This is a genomic window from Streptomyces sp. MH60, from assembly GCF_002939385.1.
In the GTDB taxonomy this organism is placed as follows: domain Bacteria; phylum Actinomycetota; class Actinomycetes; order Streptomycetales; family Streptomycetaceae; genus Streptomyces.
The window spans coordinates 1-16,684 of record NZ_MULI01000071.1 but is presented as its reverse complement, the minus strand read 5'-3'; the positions used below and the strand labels follow the sequence as shown (position 1 = coordinate 16,684).

15 protein-coding genes and 1 pseudogene are annotated in these 16,684 nt (G+C 73.7%); 9 read left to right on the top strand and 7 right to left on the bottom strand.

The window, feature by feature from the left end; translation table 11 throughout:
- Positions 1 to 128 precede the first annotated feature (128 nt).
- Positions 129 to 1,589, bottom strand: a complete 1,461-nt coding sequence (locus BZZ08_RS30595; RefSeq protein WP_104635461.1) for an amidase — start codon at positions 1,587 to 1,589, stop codon at positions 129 to 131.
- A 127-nt stretch (positions 1,590 to 1,716) separates the two neighbouring features.
- Between BZZ08_RS30595 and BZZ08_RS30590 the strand changes: the two genes are divergently transcribed.
- Positions 1,717 to 2,304 carry a TetR/AcrR family transcriptional regulator gene (locus BZZ08_RS30590; RefSeq protein WP_104635460.1) on the top strand — a complete coding sequence of 196 codons (588 nt, stop codon included), beginning with the start codon at positions 1,717 to 1,719 and terminating at the stop codon, positions 2,302 to 2,304.
- A 42-nt stretch (positions 2,305 to 2,346) separates the two neighbouring features.
- On the opposite strand, the gene BZZ08_RS30585 is transcribed toward BZZ08_RS30590, so the two are convergent.
- Together BZZ08_RS30585 and BZZ08_RS30580 are read right to left on the bottom strand one after the other, a co-directional pair.
- Complete coding sequence (locus tag BZZ08_RS30585) at positions 2,347 to 3,321, bottom strand: LysR family transcriptional regulator (protein WP_198601784.1); 975 nt, start codon at positions 3,319 to 3,321, stop codon at positions 2,347 to 2,349.
- Between the two features lie 40 nt (positions 3,322 to 3,361).
- Positions 3,362 to 3,955, bottom strand: coding sequence for a TetR/AcrR family transcriptional regulator C-terminal domain-containing protein (locus BZZ08_RS30580; protein WP_104635458.1), 594 nt, complete (start codon positions 3,953 to 3,955; stop codon positions 3,362 to 3,364).
- A gap of 78 nt (positions 3,956 to 4,033) precedes the next feature.
- Here BZZ08_RS30580 and BZZ08_RS30575 point away from each other — a divergent pair, with 78 nt between their 5' ends.
- The 3 genes from BZZ08_RS30575 to BZZ08_RS30565 all read left to right on the top strand — a co-directional run bounded on the left by BZZ08_RS30575 (position 4,034) and on the right by BZZ08_RS30565 (position 7,564).
- Positions 4,034 to 5,296 (top strand): FAD-dependent monooxygenase, encoded by a 1,263-nt coding sequence (locus tag BZZ08_RS30575; RefSeq protein WP_104635457.1) that lies wholly within the window; start codon positions 4,034 to 4,036, stop codon positions 5,294 to 5,296.
- A 52-nt stretch (positions 5,297 to 5,348) separates the two neighbouring features.
- The gene (locus tag BZZ08_RS30570; protein ID WP_104635456.1) at positions 5,349 to 6,233 is read left to right on the top strand and encodes an endonuclease/exonuclease/phosphatase family protein; all 885 of its coding nucleotides are present in this window, start codon (positions 5,349 to 5,351) and stop codon (positions 6,231 to 6,233) included.
- A 206-nt stretch (positions 6,234 to 6,439) separates the two neighbouring features.
- Positions 6,440 to 7,564: an ABC transporter substrate-binding protein gene (locus tag BZZ08_RS30565; RefSeq protein ID WP_198601783.1), complete on the top strand. Its 1,125-nt coding sequence runs from the start codon at positions 6,440 to 6,442 to the stop codon at positions 7,562 to 7,564.
- Positions 7,565 to 7,601: 37 nt separating this feature from the next.
- Here BZZ08_RS30565 and BZZ08_RS30560 read toward each other — a convergent pair whose 3' ends face one another.
- Entirely contained in the window at positions 7,602 to 8,747 is a 1,146-nt protein-coding gene (locus BZZ08_RS30560) for a serine hydrolase domain-containing protein (RefSeq protein WP_104635454.1), read from the bottom strand.
- 164 nt (positions 8,748 to 8,911) lie between these two features.
- On the opposite strand from BZZ08_RS30560, the gene BZZ08_RS30555 reads away from it, so the two are divergent.
- Both BZZ08_RS30555 and BZZ08_RS30550 read left to right on the top strand, forming a co-directional pair.
- Positions 8,912 to 9,286, top strand: coding sequence for a VOC family protein (locus BZZ08_RS30555; protein ID WP_198601782.1), 375 nt, complete (start codon positions 8,912 to 8,914; stop codon positions 9,284 to 9,286).
- Positions 9,287 to 9,314: 28 nt separating this feature from the next.
- Positions 9,315 to 9,542 (top strand): annotated as a pseudogene (locus BZZ08_RS30550) (dihydrofolate reductase family protein); the annotation flags it as partial.
- A gap of 40 nt (positions 9,543 to 9,582) precedes the next feature.
- Here the strand turns inward: BZZ08_RS30550 and BZZ08_RS30545 are convergent.
- Positions 9,583 to 10,269: an alpha/beta fold hydrolase gene (locus tag BZZ08_RS30545; RefSeq protein ID WP_104635452.1), complete on the bottom strand. Its 687-nt coding sequence runs from the start codon at positions 10,267 to 10,269 to the stop codon at positions 9,583 to 9,585.
- Between the two features lie 113 nt (positions 10,270 to 10,382).
- Between BZZ08_RS30545 and BZZ08_RS30540 the strand changes: the two genes are divergently transcribed.
- From BZZ08_RS30540 to BZZ08_RS30530, 3 genes are all read left to right on the top strand, one after another.
- On the top strand, positions 10,383 to 11,375 hold the full coding sequence (locus BZZ08_RS30540; RefSeq protein ID WP_104635451.1) for a helix-turn-helix transcriptional regulator: 993 nt from the start codon (positions 10,383 to 10,385) through the stop codon (positions 11,373 to 11,375).
- 164 nt (positions 11,376 to 11,539) lie between these two features.
- Positions 11,540 to 13,651 carry an acyltransferase family protein gene (locus BZZ08_RS30535; protein ID WP_104635450.1) on the top strand — a complete coding sequence of 704 codons (2,112 nt, stop codon included), beginning with the start codon at positions 11,540 to 11,542 and terminating at the stop codon, positions 13,649 to 13,651.
- A 58-nt stretch (positions 13,652 to 13,709) separates the two neighbouring features.
- A complete protein-coding gene (locus tag BZZ08_RS30530; RefSeq protein WP_342211023.1) occupies positions 13,710 to 14,396 on the top strand; it encodes a 2-phosphosulfolactate phosphatase in 687 nt (228 codons plus the stop codon).
- 20 nt (positions 14,397 to 14,416) lie between these two features.
- On the opposite strand, the gene BZZ08_RS30525 is transcribed toward BZZ08_RS30530, so the two are convergent.
- Together BZZ08_RS30525 and BZZ08_RS30520 are read right to left on the bottom strand one after the other, a co-directional pair.
- The gene (locus tag BZZ08_RS30525) at positions 14,417 to 15,067 is read right to left on the bottom strand and encodes a YceI family protein (RefSeq protein WP_104635448.1); all 651 of its coding nucleotides are present in this window, start codon (positions 15,065 to 15,067) and stop codon (positions 14,417 to 14,419) included.
- Positions 15,068 to 15,200: 133 nt separating this feature from the next.
- A partial coding sequence (locus BZZ08_RS30520; protein ID WP_446750279.1) for an SCO7613 C-terminal domain-containing membrane protein occupies positions 15,201 to 16,684 on the bottom strand: 1,484 nt, incomplete at its 5' end.

Here is a 16,684-nt window from a genome sequence, read left to right as displayed (position 1 = left end):
CAGACGGCGGCAACCGGCGAGCTGGTCGCTCGCGCGGTCGCGAAGATGCTTCTGCCGATGACGTTCATGCCCCGAAGATAACGCTCCGGGCGCCCGCGGGCACCTGGATATTCCGCGGCCCGGCGGCTTCAGGAAGTGACCGGAGCAGGAACGTTCCCCGCCCACACGGCAGGAGTTCGGTCCGACCACGGTTGGGCCCGTTCGAGCTGTCCGGCGAGGCGGAAGAGGAGGTCCTCCCGCCCGTACCCGGCGGCGAACTGCATGCCGACCGGGAGCCCCGTCCCCGGGTCGGCCGTCAGCGGAACGGACATGGCGGGTGTGCCCGCCACGTTGAACGCCATGGTGAACGGGGAGCGGTCGTTGAGCCGGTCGATCCAGCCGAGGCCGTCGAGCGCCTCCGCGCCCTCGCCGTAGGTGCCCAGCAGCGGGGGCAGCTCCGGCAGGGTGGGGGTGAGCAGCAGGTCGTGGGTGGCGAAGTACCGGGCCAGGCTGCGGGCGACGCGGTTGCGGATCGTGAGGGCGGCGACGAACTGGGGGCCGCTGACCCGCTGCCCGTAGCGGTGGGCGGCCAGCGTCGCCGGTTCGAGGGACGAGGAGTCCACGGGCCGGCCGAGGGCGGCGGCCAGCTCGTCGACCGAGGCCGCCAGATTCGCGGTCGACAGACGCGCGTTGGCCAGCACGAACTCCTCCCAGTCGGCACCGAGGCCGACCGTGGCCTCCTCCGTGCGGTGGCCGAGGGATTCCAGCAGACGCACGGTCCGCGCCAGCGCGTCGGCCACCGGGGCGGCGGTGCGGCGCCCACCCCAGGCCTGGGCGAGGACCCCGATGCGCAACGAGCCCGGCGGGCGCGTGACTTCCGCCGCGTAGGGGCGGGACGGCTGCTCGGCGTAGTAGGGGTCGCCCGGCTCCGGGCCGCGTATCAGGTCGAGCAGCGCCGCGCTGTCCCGCACGGTGCGGCTGACACTGCCCTGGACGGCCAGGCCGTTGAAGCCCTCGTCGAGGGCGGGACCCAAGGAGACCCGGCCGCGCGTGGGCTTCAGCCCGAAGAGCCCGTTGTACGCGGCGGGGATGCGCAGTGAGCCCGCGGCGTCGGTGGCGTGGGCGAGGGGGACCGCTCCGGCCGCGACGGCCGCGCCCGCGCCGCCGCTGGATCCACCGGCGCCCCGCCGGGTGTCCCACGGGTTGCGGGCCGGGCCGTACAGCACCGGTTCGGTGGTGATGCTGTAGGCCAGCTCCGGGGTCGCGGTGCGTCCGAAGGTCACCAGCCCCGCGCGGCGGAAGCGCCGCATCAGGAAGGAGTCGGAGCGGGCGACGTGCCCGGCCGCGAGCCGGCTGCCCAGCTCGCTGCGCCGGCCCGCCATCGCGACCCCGAAGTCCTTGATCAGGAAGGGTGCGCCGGCCAGCGGGGTGCTGCCGGGCGCCGGGCGGTCGTCGGCCGGCCAGGTCTCCACCACGGCGTTGATCCGCGGATCGACCCTCCGCACGGCCTCGCGCGCGGCGGCCTCCACCTCGGCGGGGGTCACCTCGCCCCTGGCCACCAGCTCCGCGAGGCCCACCGCGTCGTGGCGCACGTACTCGGAAACTCTCACTGTCACTCTCCTTGAACGTCAAACGATACCCAAGAGTCCCGAGCGATACCGAGCGGTATCGAGTGGGACGGACTGGTACCGTAGCAGGGAGTGCAGAGACCCATCGACCGGACGTCACGGAGTGCGCATGACATCGACCGCCGCCAGGCCGGGCAGGGTGGCGAAGCTGCCGCCCCGCGAGCGCATCCTCGACGCGGCCGAGGAGCTGTTCCAGAGCGAGGGCATCCGGCGCGTGGGCGTCCAGGCGATCGCCGAGAAGGCCGAGACCACCAAGATGGCGATCTACCGGCACTTCGAGACCAAGGACGCGCTGGTCGCCGAATGGCTGCGGATCCTGGCCGCCGAGTATCAGGCGGCCTTCGACCGCGTCGAGGCCGAGCACCCCGGCAGGCCCCGGGAGCAGATCCTGGGCCTGGCCCGCTTCATCGCCGACGGGCTGCCGGCGCTCTCGTACCGGGGCTGTCCCTTCATCAACTCCCTCGCCGAACTGCCCGACCGCTCCCACCCCGCGCGCCGGGTGATCGAGGAGCACAAGGCCGACCAGACCCGCAGGCTCGTCGGCATGTGCGCCGCGGCGGGGCTGCCCGACCCCGAGCAGGTCGCCGCCCAGATCACCTTCGTGCTCGAAGGGGCGCAGGTCAGCACGCAGAACGGAAGCGTCGACCGGGCGGGGGAGCGGCTGATGCGCATCGTCGAGGCGATCGTGGAGCAGTAGCGCCAGGCGAGGGATGCGTGTTCTCCCGGGGACCTCGCGAGGTCAGTGCGGGGCGTGACCGCGGCCGCCGTCGCCGTCGCCACGGTGCGGTGCCGTTGCCCAGGAGGGCAGCCAGGTGTCCTCGGGCAGCGGGGCCAGACTCGCGAAGTGGTTGATGACCGCCCGCAGGCCGGGGTGCGGATTCTCGCGGGGGAGGATGAGCGAGAGCGGGTAGGCGAGCGTCGGCCGCGCGACGGGGATGCGGCGCAGGTCGTGGCCGGTCGGCCAGACGTACCGGTCGCGCGAGCCCACGAGGGTGGCCACGTCGTCGGAGTCGGCGAGGATGTCGAGCAGTACCTCGTTGCCGAAGTTCGGGCCCGCGGCGTCCACGCGGAGGTCGAAGGCGGTCGTGAGCTGGTCGTAGAAGTCCGCCCATTCGCTGCCCGGTGCGATACCGGGCACCCAGATCCGGTGTCCGCGCAGCTGGGCCGGTGTCACGGTGCGTGCGGAGGCGAGCGGGTGTCCCGGGCCGACGACGAGTTCCAGCGGGGAGTGGAACGCGTGGATCATCCGCAGCTCGTGCGGAAGGGCGGCCGGATCGGTGACCGAGCGGAAGGAGGCGTCGACGTCGCCCGCCCGCACGGCGGCCACCGCCAGCCGCGGATCGTCGACCTTGAGCGTCACCACGTCCAGTGCGGTCTCCGGATGTGAGCGCCAATAGTCGTGCAGGACGACGGCCTGCGCGCTCCGCAGGCCGAGAACGTCGATCCGCAGCGCCCGCGAGCCCCGTCGGATCGCGGCGACGGCACGATCGGCATGCGCGACGACGTTCCGCGCGTGCGGCAGGAAGGCCTGCCCGTCGAGGGTCAGCTCGACCCCTCGGGCGGTGCGGGTGAACAACCGGACGTCCAGTGTGCGCTCAAGGGCCGCGATCCGCTTCGAGACGGCCTGCTGCGTCACCCCCAGCTCGTCGGCCGCGTGCCGCAGTTGTCCCAGCTCGGCCGCGCGGACGAACGAGCGCACCGCCTCGGTATCCATGCGCGCGAGCATAAGGCGTCGCCCGACCGCCGGTTGTGTCTCATCCCGCGCGCCTCACCTGCTGCTCCAGACCTTCGAGGATGAGGGCCAGCCCCGCCTCGAAGGCGGACTCGTGGTCCAGCGGCGGTACGTCCAGGGGCGGGTCGGCCGGCGCGGCGGCCGTACGGTCCCCGCTGTCGCCGGGACCGGTGTCCGCCTGCTCCTCCAGGACGCTGCCGACCGTGAAGCGGCTCGCGGCCAGCATCGCCGTCCGCGCGTGCTCCTCCGGTACGCCCGCCGCGGTCAGGAACGCCATCTTGTGGGCGATCCGGTCGAGGTCGGCCCCGCCGGGGCTGCTCCCGGCGTGGAGTCGTGCGCCGTCGCGGCGCAGCAGCAGGGTGCGCCGGAAGCCGCGCGTGTTCTCCAGGAACCAGTCGCGCCAGTCGTCGGCGGGCGTCGGCAGCGGAGCCGTCGCGTGCGGAGCCATCGCGGCCTCGCTCATGGCGCTGAGCAGCTCCTTCTTGTTCCGGAAGTGGTAGTAGAGCGAGGGCTGCTCGACGCCCAGACGTCTGGCCAGCTGTCTCGTGCTGACGGCGTCCAGGCCGACCTCGTCCAGCAGGTCGAGCGCCTCGGTGAGGACGGTCTCGCGGTTCATCTTCGCCACATTGACAATCTATCGCCGATAGGTGACTCTGCAAAGCGTACCTATCACCGATAGAAAAAGAGGTGCGGCATGACCCACGGATCACCGGGCGGCGACCGCCTGAAGGTCCTCATCTGCGGCGGTGGGATCGCCGGTGAGGCGCTGGCCCACTGGCTCGCCCGGGGCGGCCACCGGGTGACCGTCGTCGAGCGCTTCCCCGCCCTGCGGGCCACGGGTGCGCAGGTGGATTTGCGCGGGCAGGGCATCGACGCCGTCGAGCGCATGGGGCTCCTGGACGCCGTCAGGAGCAGGCTCGTGGACGAGGCGGGGGTCGCCTTCGTGGACCGCCGGGGCAGGAAACGGGGGACGATCATGGCCAACACCTCCGGCCGGGGCCGGCAGACCCTGACGTCCGAGTACGAGATCATGCGCGGGGACCTGGTGCGCATCCTCCACGACGCGACGCGCCAGGACGTGGACCACGTGTTCGGCACGAGTGTGGAGCGCTTCGAGCAGGACGAGACGCGGGTCGTCGCCCACTTCTCCGACGGCTCGTCCGAGGCGTTCGACCTCCTCGTCGGCGCGGACGGGCAGGGCTCGCGCATCCGCCGGGCCCTCCTGCCGCCCGGCACCCCCGACCCGTACTGGCGCGTGGGGATCCACATGGCCTACTGGTTCGTCCCGCGCATCGCGTCGGACAGCGGCATCCGGGACACCTACCACGCGCCCGGCGGCCGGATGATCATGCGCAGGAGCCACCACCCGACCGAGACCCAGGTCTACTTCGTACTGCGGGAGCGGTCCGCGCAGGCCTCAGCCGTCCACCGCGAACCGGTCGAACGCCAGAAGCAGTTCTGGACCGACAGGTTCCGCGACGCGGGATGGCAGACCGCGCGGTTCCTCGACGGCATGCACGAGTCGGAGAGCTTCTACTCCCAGGAGGTCGTGCAGGTGCGCACGGACACCTGGTCCCGGGGCCGTGTGGTCCTGGTCGGCGACGCGGCGCACTGCGCGTCCCCCTACAGCGGCATGGGCACCTCCGGCGGCCTGGTCGGCGCCTATGTCCTGGCCGGCGAGCTCAACCGGCACGCCCACGACCTGCCCACCGCCCTGGCCAACTACGACAGCGTGCTGCGGCCGTTCGTGGACGCGATCCAGGCCGAGGTGAAACCGCGCCTGCTGCGCCTGGGCATGCCCGAAAACCAACGGGCCATCGACGCCTTCCACGCGGTCACGGCACTGGCCTGCCGCCTGCGCCTCCCCGAATTCGTCGCCCGCCACGCGAAGGAGGACCGCGGAGGCGACTGGCGGCTCCCGGACCCGCCGGTGATCCGTCGCCCCGAGGCGGGTTAGCGGAGCGCGGGAGCGGCGCCGGGGCCCGCGCCCCGGTGCCATAACCTCGTCCGTGGAAACGTCAGTTGTCCTGTGTGTCCACACCGAGGAGGCGGCGGTGCTCAAAAGCGGCGGCTCGCGATTGCTCGTATGCGCCGTGGCGCTGGCCTGCTTGGCGCTGGTGGGCCCCAGCGCCCCCGGCGGCGCCCTGTCCGGCAGGTCGCTGCCCGTGGAAGCCGTCAAGGACGTCGTACCGAACCGGGTCATGACGTGGAACCTGTGCAACCCCTGCGACGCGAGCAATCTCGACCGGGCCGCGGAGATAGCCGCGCACGCGCCCCAGGTCATCGGCATGCAGGAAGCCTGTGCACGCGACGTCGACCGGATCCGGGACTACCTGGAGGCCTTCCACGGGCTGGTCTACCACGTCGAGTACGGGACGGTCCTGGAGAACTGGGGCCGCTGCGGGGGAGCGCCGTGGAACCCGGGGGGCTTCGGCCAGGCCATCCTGTCGGCGGCGCCGATGACGGACCGGGTCAACGTCGAATACCCCGACGGCGGTTCCGAGGACCGCGGATACCTCGCCGTCACCACCGAGGTGGGCGGCCGGTCCGTCCGGGTCTTCAACACCCACCTCGCCCAGCGGCGCCAGGAGGAGTTCAGGAAGGGCCAGGTCCGCGTGCTCGCCACCGAAGTCGCCCGGCGGGACCGCGCCATAGTGCTCGGCGACTTCAACGCCGTGCCGGACGCCCCCGAGCTCGACCCGATGTGGGCCCTGGCCACGGACACCGACCCGCAGTGCCATCCCTCGCCCGTCGGCACCTGCGAACCGACCACGGACTGGCAGAGCAAGTTCGACTACGTCTTCCTGCGCGGCATCGCCCCCGTCGAGCACCGGGTGGTCCACACCGAGCACTCGGACCACGACATGCTGTACGCCGACCTCGACGTCACCTGAACCGCCGTCACCTGATGCGGCGGCCCCCCCCCGGAAGGTGCCGAGGTCCACGCCGGTCGTGGCCCGGTCGGCCCGCTGGAAGCCCTCGGCGGTGGAGACGCCGTACTGGACCCGCGGCGGCGGCGACATGCCGACCGAGCCAGTCAGCGGCCGACGGTCCGCATAATCGGTTGCCCCGGGTGCCGGTGGCGGATGCAATGTCGGTCATGATCAGCGAGGTGCGTCCGCCAGGGCGGGACGAGATGAACGCGCGTGTTCGGATCGGCGCTCTCGCGCCGCTGACCCGGCCCGGCTGGGAGGAGGCGGGCCGGCACCTCATCGCCGGGATGGAACTGGCCGCACGCGAAGTCAATGACGCCGGCGGCATCGAGGGCAGACCACTCGAACTGGTGGTCCGGGACACGGCGGCCGATCCGCACCGGGCCGCGGCGGCCGTGGACGAGCTGGCACGGCTGGGCGTGGCCGCCCTGGCGGGGGAGTACCACAGCGTCGTCGCGCGCGCCGCCGCCGCCCGGGCCGACGCCCTCGGCCTGCCGTTCCTGTGCTCGTCGGCCGTGCTCGACGCGCTCACCGAGCAGCCGACGCCCTGGGTCGCGCGTCTCGCCCCGGCGCAGTCCCTCGGCTGGCGGATCTACGCGGACTTCCTCCTCGCCGCGGGCCACCGCCGCGTCGCGGTAGCCGCCGAGCCGAGCGTCTACTGGGCGTCCGGTGCCCGCATCCTGCGGGACCACCTCGCGCCACGCGGCGGCACCCTCATCGAGGTCGACATGCGGGAGTCGACCCCCGCGTCGGTGTGCGACGCACTCGTCGACGGTCACGCGACCGCCCTGCTCCTGCTGGTCGGTCATCCCGAGCCGGCCGTGTCGATCGTCCGGTCCGTCCGCCGCGACCCGCGCCTGGCCGGGATCCTGATGGGCGCCCCGGCCGGGCAGCCGGAGTTCGCCGCATGGACGACGTCGCTGGGTGACGACGGCGCCGCGGTGCCGTTCCTGCGCTACCTGCCCGAGCGCCTCGGCCCACTCGGCACACGCGTCGGGACGGCCCTGCGCGAAGGGCTGGCCGGGGCGCCGTCCTTCGTGGCCTTCGAGGGCTACGACACGGTGGCCGTCCTCGCCGAGGCCCTGCGCTCGCACGGCACCGGCCGGGCGTGGACCGCCGAATCCTGGGCGGGCGTCTCGGTCGAGGGCACCCGCGGACGGATCCGGTTCACCCGCACGCCGGGCATCGGCGTGTGGCAATGGGCCTGGGCGCCGGTCCAGGTCGTCGACCGGGATCCGGCGCGACCCGGCCGGTTCCGCGCCCTGCGCTCCGTAGACGCGCCGACACGCTGACTCGCGCGCGTGATCCGCCCGGGGCTCCGCGGCCCGGTCAGCCGTACATCGCCACGCGGTGGAAGGCCGCGAGGGCCTCGTCGATGGGGTGGGGCCGCGGCCGGCCCGAGGAGTCGAGCGCGTTCCACCTCTGGAGGTTCACCGCGACGGCCATGCGCCGCCTGCCGTCGGCGCTGATCACGGCCAGGGCCCCGGCGCCCCAGGCCGTGCCGCCGTGGCCCCAGAAGGTGTCCTGACCAGGTGCCTCGATCGGGTGCAGGCCGAGACCGTACTCGATCGTCCGGCCCTCCTGGGAGACGACCGGCACGGTGCGCCGCATCTGCGCGAGCGACGACGGGCTGACGATCTCACCGGCCAGCAGCATCCCGAAGAAGCGGTTGAGGTCCGCGACGGTGGATATCAGCGAGGCGGCGGGACCCACCCACGACATGTCGTAGACGCTGTAGTCGCGCGGCGGGTCGATCATGCCGAACCAGGCCTCGTAGAGGCACGAGTGCGGCTCGCCCACGTACGGTCCGGTGGGCAGTTCGGTGTCCTGGAGCCCGGCGCGCTCGATGACGTTCCGGGTGATGCACCGCTCGGCGGTGGTGCCGGTCACCTCCTCCAGGAGCAGGCCCAGGATCAGGTAGTTGGTGTTCGAGTACAGGCCCGGGGTGCCGCCCGGGGTGCCCACGGCGGGCGCGGCCACCCCGAGTCCGATCAGTTCGGCGGGTTGGAAACGGGTGAACCGGTGGTCGTCCAGGCTCCGGGGCCCGGTGTCCGCGAGGGCGGGGAACCCCTTGAGCGACGCGTAGGCGTGGGGGAGGTACTCGGCGAGACCGCTGGTGTGGTTCAGCAGCATCCGGACCGTGACGTCGCCGCGTTCGCCGGGAAGCAGTCCCGGCAGGTACCGGCCGATCGGCGTGTCCAGACCGATGCGGCCCCGCTCGACCTGCTGCAGGACCGCGGCGGCGGTGAAGGTCTTGGTGACGCTGCCGACACGGTGGCGCATGCCGGCGCCGACCGGACGGCCGGTGGCGAGATCGGCGACCCCGGCGGCGCCCCGCCAGACCTCGTCGCCGTCCCGCACCTCGGCGAACACACCCGGCATCCCGGCGCGATGGACGTTCTCGATGGCCGCGTTCAGTACCTCGGGGTCCAGAGAGTCACTCACGACACGTGTCCTTCCCAAGCTCTGCGACATGCCCTTGGACCTATTATGCACGCACCGCGTGCAACGCCAAGTGCAATAGAGGGGCAGATGGAGTTCCACCCGCCCTGCCGTCGTGCATGCCCACCGCCGCCCCGGGTAGGAGCCTCCCGTGCGAGGGCGTAACGCCAGGGCCCCCAGAGCGAGGAGTGTCGGACGTGATTCGAAAGCTGCAGGCGGTCGCGCTGGACTGTGCCGATCCGGTACGGCTCGCGGAGTTCTACGCGGAACTGCTCGGCGGGCGGGTGGTCGCGGATCCGGACGACTCCGACTGGATCGAGGTGCACGGCTTCGAGGGAACGTCGCTGGCCTGCCAGCGGGTGGACGGCTACCGGGCGCCCGAATGGCCCGGTCAGGACCGCCCGCAGCAGCTCCACCTGGACTTCGACGTCGACGATCTCGAAGGCGAGGAGAAGCGGGCGCTCGCACTCGGCGCGACCGTCCTGGAACGGACGGACCAGCTCCGCCCGGGTGCCAACTGGCGTGTCTACGCCGACCCGGCCGGCCATCCGTTCTGCCTCTGCCTCCACTGAGCCCACCAGTCGTACTGGACCGGCTCCTAAGGAGTCCGCGGTGCCGTTGCGCTCGCACGGCAGCCTGTCGATGAACCGGGCGCTGACGGCCGCCGGCCTGGTCGACCGGGTCCAGGTGACCCTGTACCCGGTGATCACCGGCCGGACGGGACCGGACCCGGTCTTCGGGGGCGCTGCCGACCTGGAGTCGATCGAGTCCCGTACGCTCGACGGCCACATCCAGGAGCTCGTCCACCGGCCCGTCCTGCACGCCTGAACCCCGGCCGCGCCCCCTCCCCGGCGCAGCACGGCGCCCGTCAGCCCGCCTCGGCCGCCGCGGCCAGGACCCGGGCCAGCTCGGCCGGCTTGGAGATCATGGGCCAGTGGCCCGAGTCGATGTCCGCGAAGTCGACGCGCTCGGCCCGGGCGAGTTCCGGGACGTCGCCCCCGTCGATCCACTTCCGCGCCTGCGCGGGCGTGAACTCGGGGCACACGACCACGACCGGAACCTCGAACCGGCGCTCGTCGGTCAGCCGCACCACGCCCCTGGCCACGGCCTCGGGCACCGGAATCGCGCCCGCCGCCAGCTCACGCCTGGCCGCCTCGTCCAGGTCGGCGGCATCGGGACCCTGGAAGGGCTCCCAGCCGGGAAAGGGCATCGCCCCGTCCCTGACCTCGAAGAAGTCGGCGTACGGCCGGCCGTCCGGGGTCGGGATGCCGCCGATGAGCGCGACCTTGGCCAGCCGCTCCGGCCGCCGGTCGGCGGCCAGCCAGGCCAGTGCACAGGCCGCGGAGTGCCCCACCACCATGGGCTTGCCGGGCGCCGCGTCCACCGCGGCCAGCACGGCCGCCAGCTGATCGTCGAGCGTGGCGTGCGACGCGCCGTCCCCCTGCCCCGGGAGGGTGAGCGGCACCGGACGGTGGCCGAGCGACTCCAGCGCGGTCGCGACGCGGTCCCACACGGATCCGTCCAGCCACAGGCCGCCGATGAGCAGAATGTCCATGATCGGTTCCCTTCGTTGCCTGGCTTCACCGTAGGACGGGATCCGGACGATCCACTGCCGGTTTGTTCCCCGTGACCACTCCTGGCGTCCGGCGCGCGGATTAGCCTGCTTGCGTGCCCAACGACCCCAGCCCCACCGCGCGAGCGCTGCGCACCCTGGAGATCCTCCGCACCCGCCCCACCACGACGGCCGACGAACTCGCCGAGCGGCTCGGTGTGACGGAGCGAGCGGCGCGCCGGTACGTCGGGATCCTCAGGGAGGCGGGCGTCCCGGTGGAGTCGGCCAGGGGACCGCACGGCGGATACCGGCTGGGCCCCGGGACGAGACTGCCGCCCGTGCACTTCACGCAGGCCGAGGCCCTCGGCCTCGTCATGGCGGCGCTCAGCGGCCGACCCGCCGTGACCGACGCCGACGACCTGGTGGGGGCCGCCCTGGGAAAGGTCGTCAAGGCGCTGCCGGAGAGCGTCGGCCGGCAGGCGGCACTGCTGCGGGAGTACGCCTCCGCCGCCCCCGACCCGTACGCGGCCCACCCGGATCCCGCCGTCACCAGCTCGCTCGTCGAGGCCGTCGCCCACCGGCGCCGCGTGCTGCTCTCCTACCGCAGCGAGTCCGGCAACGCCTGGGAGGAGGAGGCGGACCCCTGGTCCCTCGTCGTCCGTCACGGGCGCTGGTACCTGCTGTGCCACTCCCACCGCGTGGACGCCGTCCGCACCTACCGGGTGGACCGGATCGGCGCGGTCCGGAGCACCGCCCAAGGCTTCGACCCGCCCGCCGGCTTCGACCCGGTGGCGGTGCTGGAGGAGAACCTGGGCACCGGATGGCGGTTCGCCACCCGGGTGGTCTTCGACGCCCCGCTGGCCGAGGTCGCCCCCTGGATCCGCCCGCCCATGGGCCGGCTCGAACCGCTGGGAGACGGAGACGGCTGCGTCCTGGTCGGCAGCACCCGTAACCCGGACATGTACGCGCAGGAATGGCTCGCGAGGGTCCCGGTCCCCTTCCGTATCGACGGCGGAGCGGAACTGCGTGCCGCGGCCGCCGCACTCGCGGCGCGCTTCACCGCCGCGGTGGCGGACCACCGGCCCGGCTCCCGGCCGGCGACGGGCTGAGGCGCTTCCCGGTCGCCCGGCCGGACGGGGGCTGAACCGCCGGTTGCCCGCGGTTGAACCTTCACGGCCGAGGCCAAGTCGGGCGACGGCGGCGGAACTCCGGGAGACGGCGCACTGATCTTGTCAGGCGCAGCGTGCCCGTCGCCCCGAGGAGCCAGCCCCTGATGACCAGCACCATGCCCACCGCGGCACCTACCGTCCCGGCCGCCGAGGGATCCGCGCCGCCTCACAGCCGTCCCCCGCGGCTGGACATCCAGGGGCTGCGCGCGGTGGCCGTCGGGCTGGTGGTGCTCTCCCACGCCGGCGTGTCGCGGATCGGCGGCGGCTACGTCGGCGTCGACGTCTTCTTCGTGATCTCCGGCTTCCTCATCACCTCGCTGCTGCTGCGCGAACTCGCCACCACCGGCCGGGTGTCGCTGCGCTCCTTCTACGCCCGCCGGGCACTGCGGCTGCTCCCCGCGTCGTCCCTGGTCATCGCCGTCACGCTGGGCGGGGCATGGCTGTTCCTGTCGAAGGCGCGGCTCGCCGAGTACGCGGGCGACGCCCTCGCCGGGGCGCTGTACGTGGTCAACTTCCGGCTGGCGGCGGCCGGTACGGACTACCTGGCCCAGAACAGTCCGCCGTCGCCGTTCCAGCACGTGTGGTCGCTCGCCGTGGAGGAGCAGTTCTACCTGGTGTGGCCGGTGCTCCTGCTGCTCACCTGGCGGATCGCCCGCGGGCGGCGCGCACGGGTGGCGGTGCCGCTCGCCGCCGTGTGCGTGGTCTCGTTCGCGGTGGGCGTCCTCGTGACGAACACCTCGGCGCCCTGGGCGTACTTCAGCTCCCTCACCCGGGCCTGGGAACTGGGCGCCGGTGCGCTGCTGGCCCTGGCCGCCGCCCGGCTGCGCCGCCTGCCCGGCGCCCTCGCCGCCCCGCTGAGCTGGCTCGGCCTGGCCTGCGTCACGCTGGCGGCGCTCTGGTACGACGACGAGACGCCCTTCCCCGGCCACCACGCGCTCCTGCCCGTCGCGGGCACCGTGCTCGTCCTGGCCGGCGGCTGCGCGCCCACCCCGTACGGCGCGGGGCGGCTGCTGGAGCGACGGCCGCTCGTGTGGCTCGGCGGACTCTCGTACGGCTGGTACCTGTGGCACTGGCCGCTGCTGGTGATAGCCCCGGCGGCACTCGGCCGCGCCGACGGCACCGCCGACGTGCCGCTGGCGCTCGCGCTGTCGGCCATCGCGCTGGGCTTGGCCTGGCTCACCCTGCGCCTCGTCGAGAACCCCGTCCGCTTCCACCGGGCCTTCCGCCGGCGCCCGCGCCGCGCCCTGGCCCTCGGGGCCGCGCTGACCGCGAGCGCCTCGGCGCTGTCCCTGACGGCGACGGCGGTGCCGCCGACGATCGAGGTGGGCGGCCCCGCGCCCGCCCTGGCCCGGGCCCTTGCCGACGCCCCCGACCCGCGGGCACGCCTCGCCGAACTCCTGACGTCGTCCCCCACCGCCCTGCCGAGCAACCTCGCGACGCCCCTGCCGCGGGTCAAGTCCTCGCGCTCCGCGCTCTACCGGGACGGCTGTCACGTCGACCGCGCCGCCACCCGCCCGCTGCCCTGCGTCTACGGAGACCGGACCTCCTCCCGTACCGTGGTCCTCTTCGGCGACTCCCACGCCGCACAGTGGTTCCCGGCCCTGCGACGGCTCGCGGGCGCACGCGGCTGGAGACTGGTGCCGCTCACGAAGGCCTCCTGCAAGGTCGCCGACGTGACCATCGTCAACCTCCACAAGCCGTACACCGCCTGCGACACCTGGCGCTCCCACGCCCTGGAGAGGATCAGGGAGCTGCGCCCGGCCCTCGTGCTCGCCTCCTCCTCGGACGCGGGCGACCCGGCCCGCCCCGCCGCCGACCCCCTGCACCAGTGGACCACCGGCTTCGAGCACACCTTCCGCGCCCTGCGCGGCTCCGGCGCCCGGGTCGCCGCCCTGCTCGACACCCCGTGGCCCAAGGGCGACCCGATCGACTGCGCCGCGCGGAACTCCCTGCAACTGCGCGCCTGCGCCCACCACTTGCCGGAGGCGACCCGGGACGCGACGCGCGGCCGGGCCGTGCGGGCCGCCGCCTCCGCCACGGGCACCACGGTCATCGACCCCACCCCCTGGGTCTGCGCCCCCCGCACCGGTGTCTGCCCCGTCGTCGTTGCCGACACCGCGGTCCACCGCGACGACAGCCACCTCTCGGAGGCGTACGCCGAGGCACTCACCCCGCTCCTGGCGGCGCCGCTGGACCGGCTCGTGGGCGCGCCCTGAAGCCGGGAGCACCCGCGGGGTGTGGCCATGCCGACGGGCGTGCGCGATCATGACCGCGATGGACACTCGTTTCGTTGGCATTCCCGAGGTGGCCGAGGCCCCGTCCGTGGCGGTCGTCGTCGACGTCATGCGCGCGTTCACCGTGGCCGCGTGGGCCTTCGCCCGGGGGGCGGAGAAGATCGTCCTGGCCGGGTCGCTGGACGAGGCCCTGGCCCTCAAGGCACGCGACCCCGGCCGCGTGGCCCTCAAGGACGGTGCGCCCGCGCCCGGGTTCGACCTGGTCAACTCGCCGGGCCTGCTGCGCTCCGCCGACCTCGCCGGACGGACCGTGGTGCAGAAGACCACGGCGGGTACGGTCGGTGCCCTCGCGGTCAAGGACGCCTCGCTGGTGCTGTGCGCCGGCTTCGTGGTCGCGGAGGCGACGGCCCGCCTCCTGCGGGAACGCGCCGCCGAGCACGTCACGTTCGTGGTCACCGGCGAGGACGGCAGGGCCGACGAGGACCTGGCGTGCGCCCAGTACATCGCGGGCAGGGCCACCGGGGCCGGTACGGGCGCCGCCGGATTCCTCCGCCGTGCCGCCGCGTCGCGTGCCGCGACCGAACTGGCGGAGGGGGTGCGTCAGGGCGTCCACCCCGACGACGTCGCACTCTGTCTCGAGGTCGACCGGTTTCCCTTCGCCATGGTCGCGGCCCGGGAGGACGCGCTCATGGTCCTGCGCCCGTGCGCCGTGCCCCGGCCGGTGTGAGCGCCCGCGGTCCAGGGGGCTCAGGTGGAGCGGATCGCGGAGATGTCGAACTGCAGGCGGACCTTCTCGCTCACCATGCTGCCGCCCGCGTCGAGCCGCTGGTTGTAGACCAGACCCCAGTCCCTGCGGTCGATGGTGGTGGTCCCGTCGAAGCCGGCCCGCTCGTAGCCGAACGGGTCCACGACCGAGCCGAGGTAGTCCAGTTGGAGCTCGACGGGCCGGGTCGTGTCGCGGATGGTGAGGTCTCCCGTCATGCGGAAGCTCTCCGCGGACTCCTGGACGGTGGAGGTGCTGCGGAAGGTCATCTCGGGGTGACGCCGGGCGTCGAAGAAGTCCTTGCCGACGAGATGGGCGTCCCGTTGCTCCACGCCGGTGTCGACGCTGGCGACGCGGATGACGAGGTCGGCCCGGGACTCGGAGGGGCGGTCCCCGTCGAAGTAGAGCCTGCTGTCGTAGTCGGTGAAGGCCCCGCGGACCGTGGTGACCATGGCGTGCCGCACGGAGAAACCGATCCGGCTGTGCGGGCGGTCGATGGTCCAGTGCCCGGTCAGTGCGCGAAGGGCCGGATCGAGCGTGGCCGCTGCTGTCGCGGCCCCCGCGGCGAACCGCTCCGGTCCGGCGGCCGCCGGCTGCTCGGCGGTGGCGGTCTGGCGACGGCTGAAGATACCCATGAGTCGGCCCTTTCGAATTGATCACTTCGTGTTACCACGAAGCCGATCAGCGGCCCACGGCAAGATGGGTGACCTCGTCCGGCTTCCATGACCCCGACCGCAAAACTGCACGGGTTCGACACGAGGCCACTCCCTAGTGGAGCCGCCCGAGTGCCTCCCGCAGGCGACGGGCGTCCCGCAGTCGCTGTTCGTAGGTGGCGCCCAGGACGAGGAGTACGAGACCGGCGAGGGCCGGAGGTGCCCAGCGGGGGAGCGCGCCGACGACCTGGGTGAGGTACGGGGCCAGTTCGTGCAGCGCCACCAGCGCGAGCACCCCCGAGCCGAGGACCAGCGGCGCCTGGAGCCGCTGCCGGGCGCCCGCCAGCGTCACCGCCAGCGCGGCGACGCCGAGCAGCAGGGGCCGCAGCCAGTGCTGGTCGTCCCAGGCGGCGAGCAGACTCGGCACCAGGGTGGCGGCCAGCCCGGCACCGTACGCCGTCCACGAGGAGACCGCCGCGTCACGGCGCCGGCGCAGGAACCCGACCGCCAGCGCGGGCCCGGTCACCGGCAGGGTGTAGGCCTCCGGCGTACCGACGTCCCACGCCGCCAGGCGCACCCAGGCGGCCAGCAGGAACAGCGCGGCCGCCCCCCAACCGGCCGCCCGCCGCTCCGGGCGCAGCGCGGAGGCGGCCGCGACGACACCGCACAGGGAGAGCACCAGGGCCAGCGTCGGCGGATCCGGCACGGCGAGCGCGAGTGCGAGCAGTGCCGCGGCTCCGCCCGCCACCTCGACCGGCACGGTCGCGCGCGAACCACCCGTCCGCGACGCGATCAGGGCGGCGACCGCGGGTACGGCGAGCACCAGCAGCGCCGTGTGGTGCGGGGCGAAGCCGGCGGACGCGCCGATCGCGCAGGCCAGCGCCGTGGCGTGACCGAGGGCGGCGGGCGCGGTGAACGGAGCTGCGCCCGGGCGGCGCCCGGCCGCACCGAACAGGACCGTGAGTGTCACGAGTACGCCGATCGTCGCGGCCTTCGAGGCGAGCGAGAGGAGGGCGAGGTCGACCGAGGTGACGAGGGCCAGCAGCAGGGCCGTCAGGGCCAGTGGCGACGGCCCCTCGTCGGCGCGGTCGGCCCGCACCGCGAGGCCCAGGGCCGCGACGACCACCGCCGCCTGCGCCACCAGCCCCGCCGTGTACGGCAGTTGGAGCGCCACCGGGAGAACGAAGACGGCCGCCCACCCGAGGACGAGGGCCACCACCATGACCGCCGCACGCCGATGCGTGCGGCGCCCGGCCATCACCAGCACCCCGGCCACCACGGCGAGGACCAGCGGCACGGTGCTCGCGTACGGAGGCGGGGGCACGTCCGTGAACACGGCGTCCCGGGCGCTCCGCGGCGCGCCGGACCAGGGCGTCGCGGCCCGGGCCGCCGGACCGAGCACGCTCCCGGCGACCAGGGGGACCGCCCACAGCACCGCGAAGCCCTGGACCGCCGCCGATGCGCGCACCAGCCCCTGACGCAGCGGCCGGGGGAGCGGCGTCCGCTGTGCCGCCAGCAGGGCGAGCGCGCAGGCCAGACACCCCGGCACCGTCCACTCGCCGGGCACCGAGACCCGCAGCACTCCGCCGGCCCCGGCGA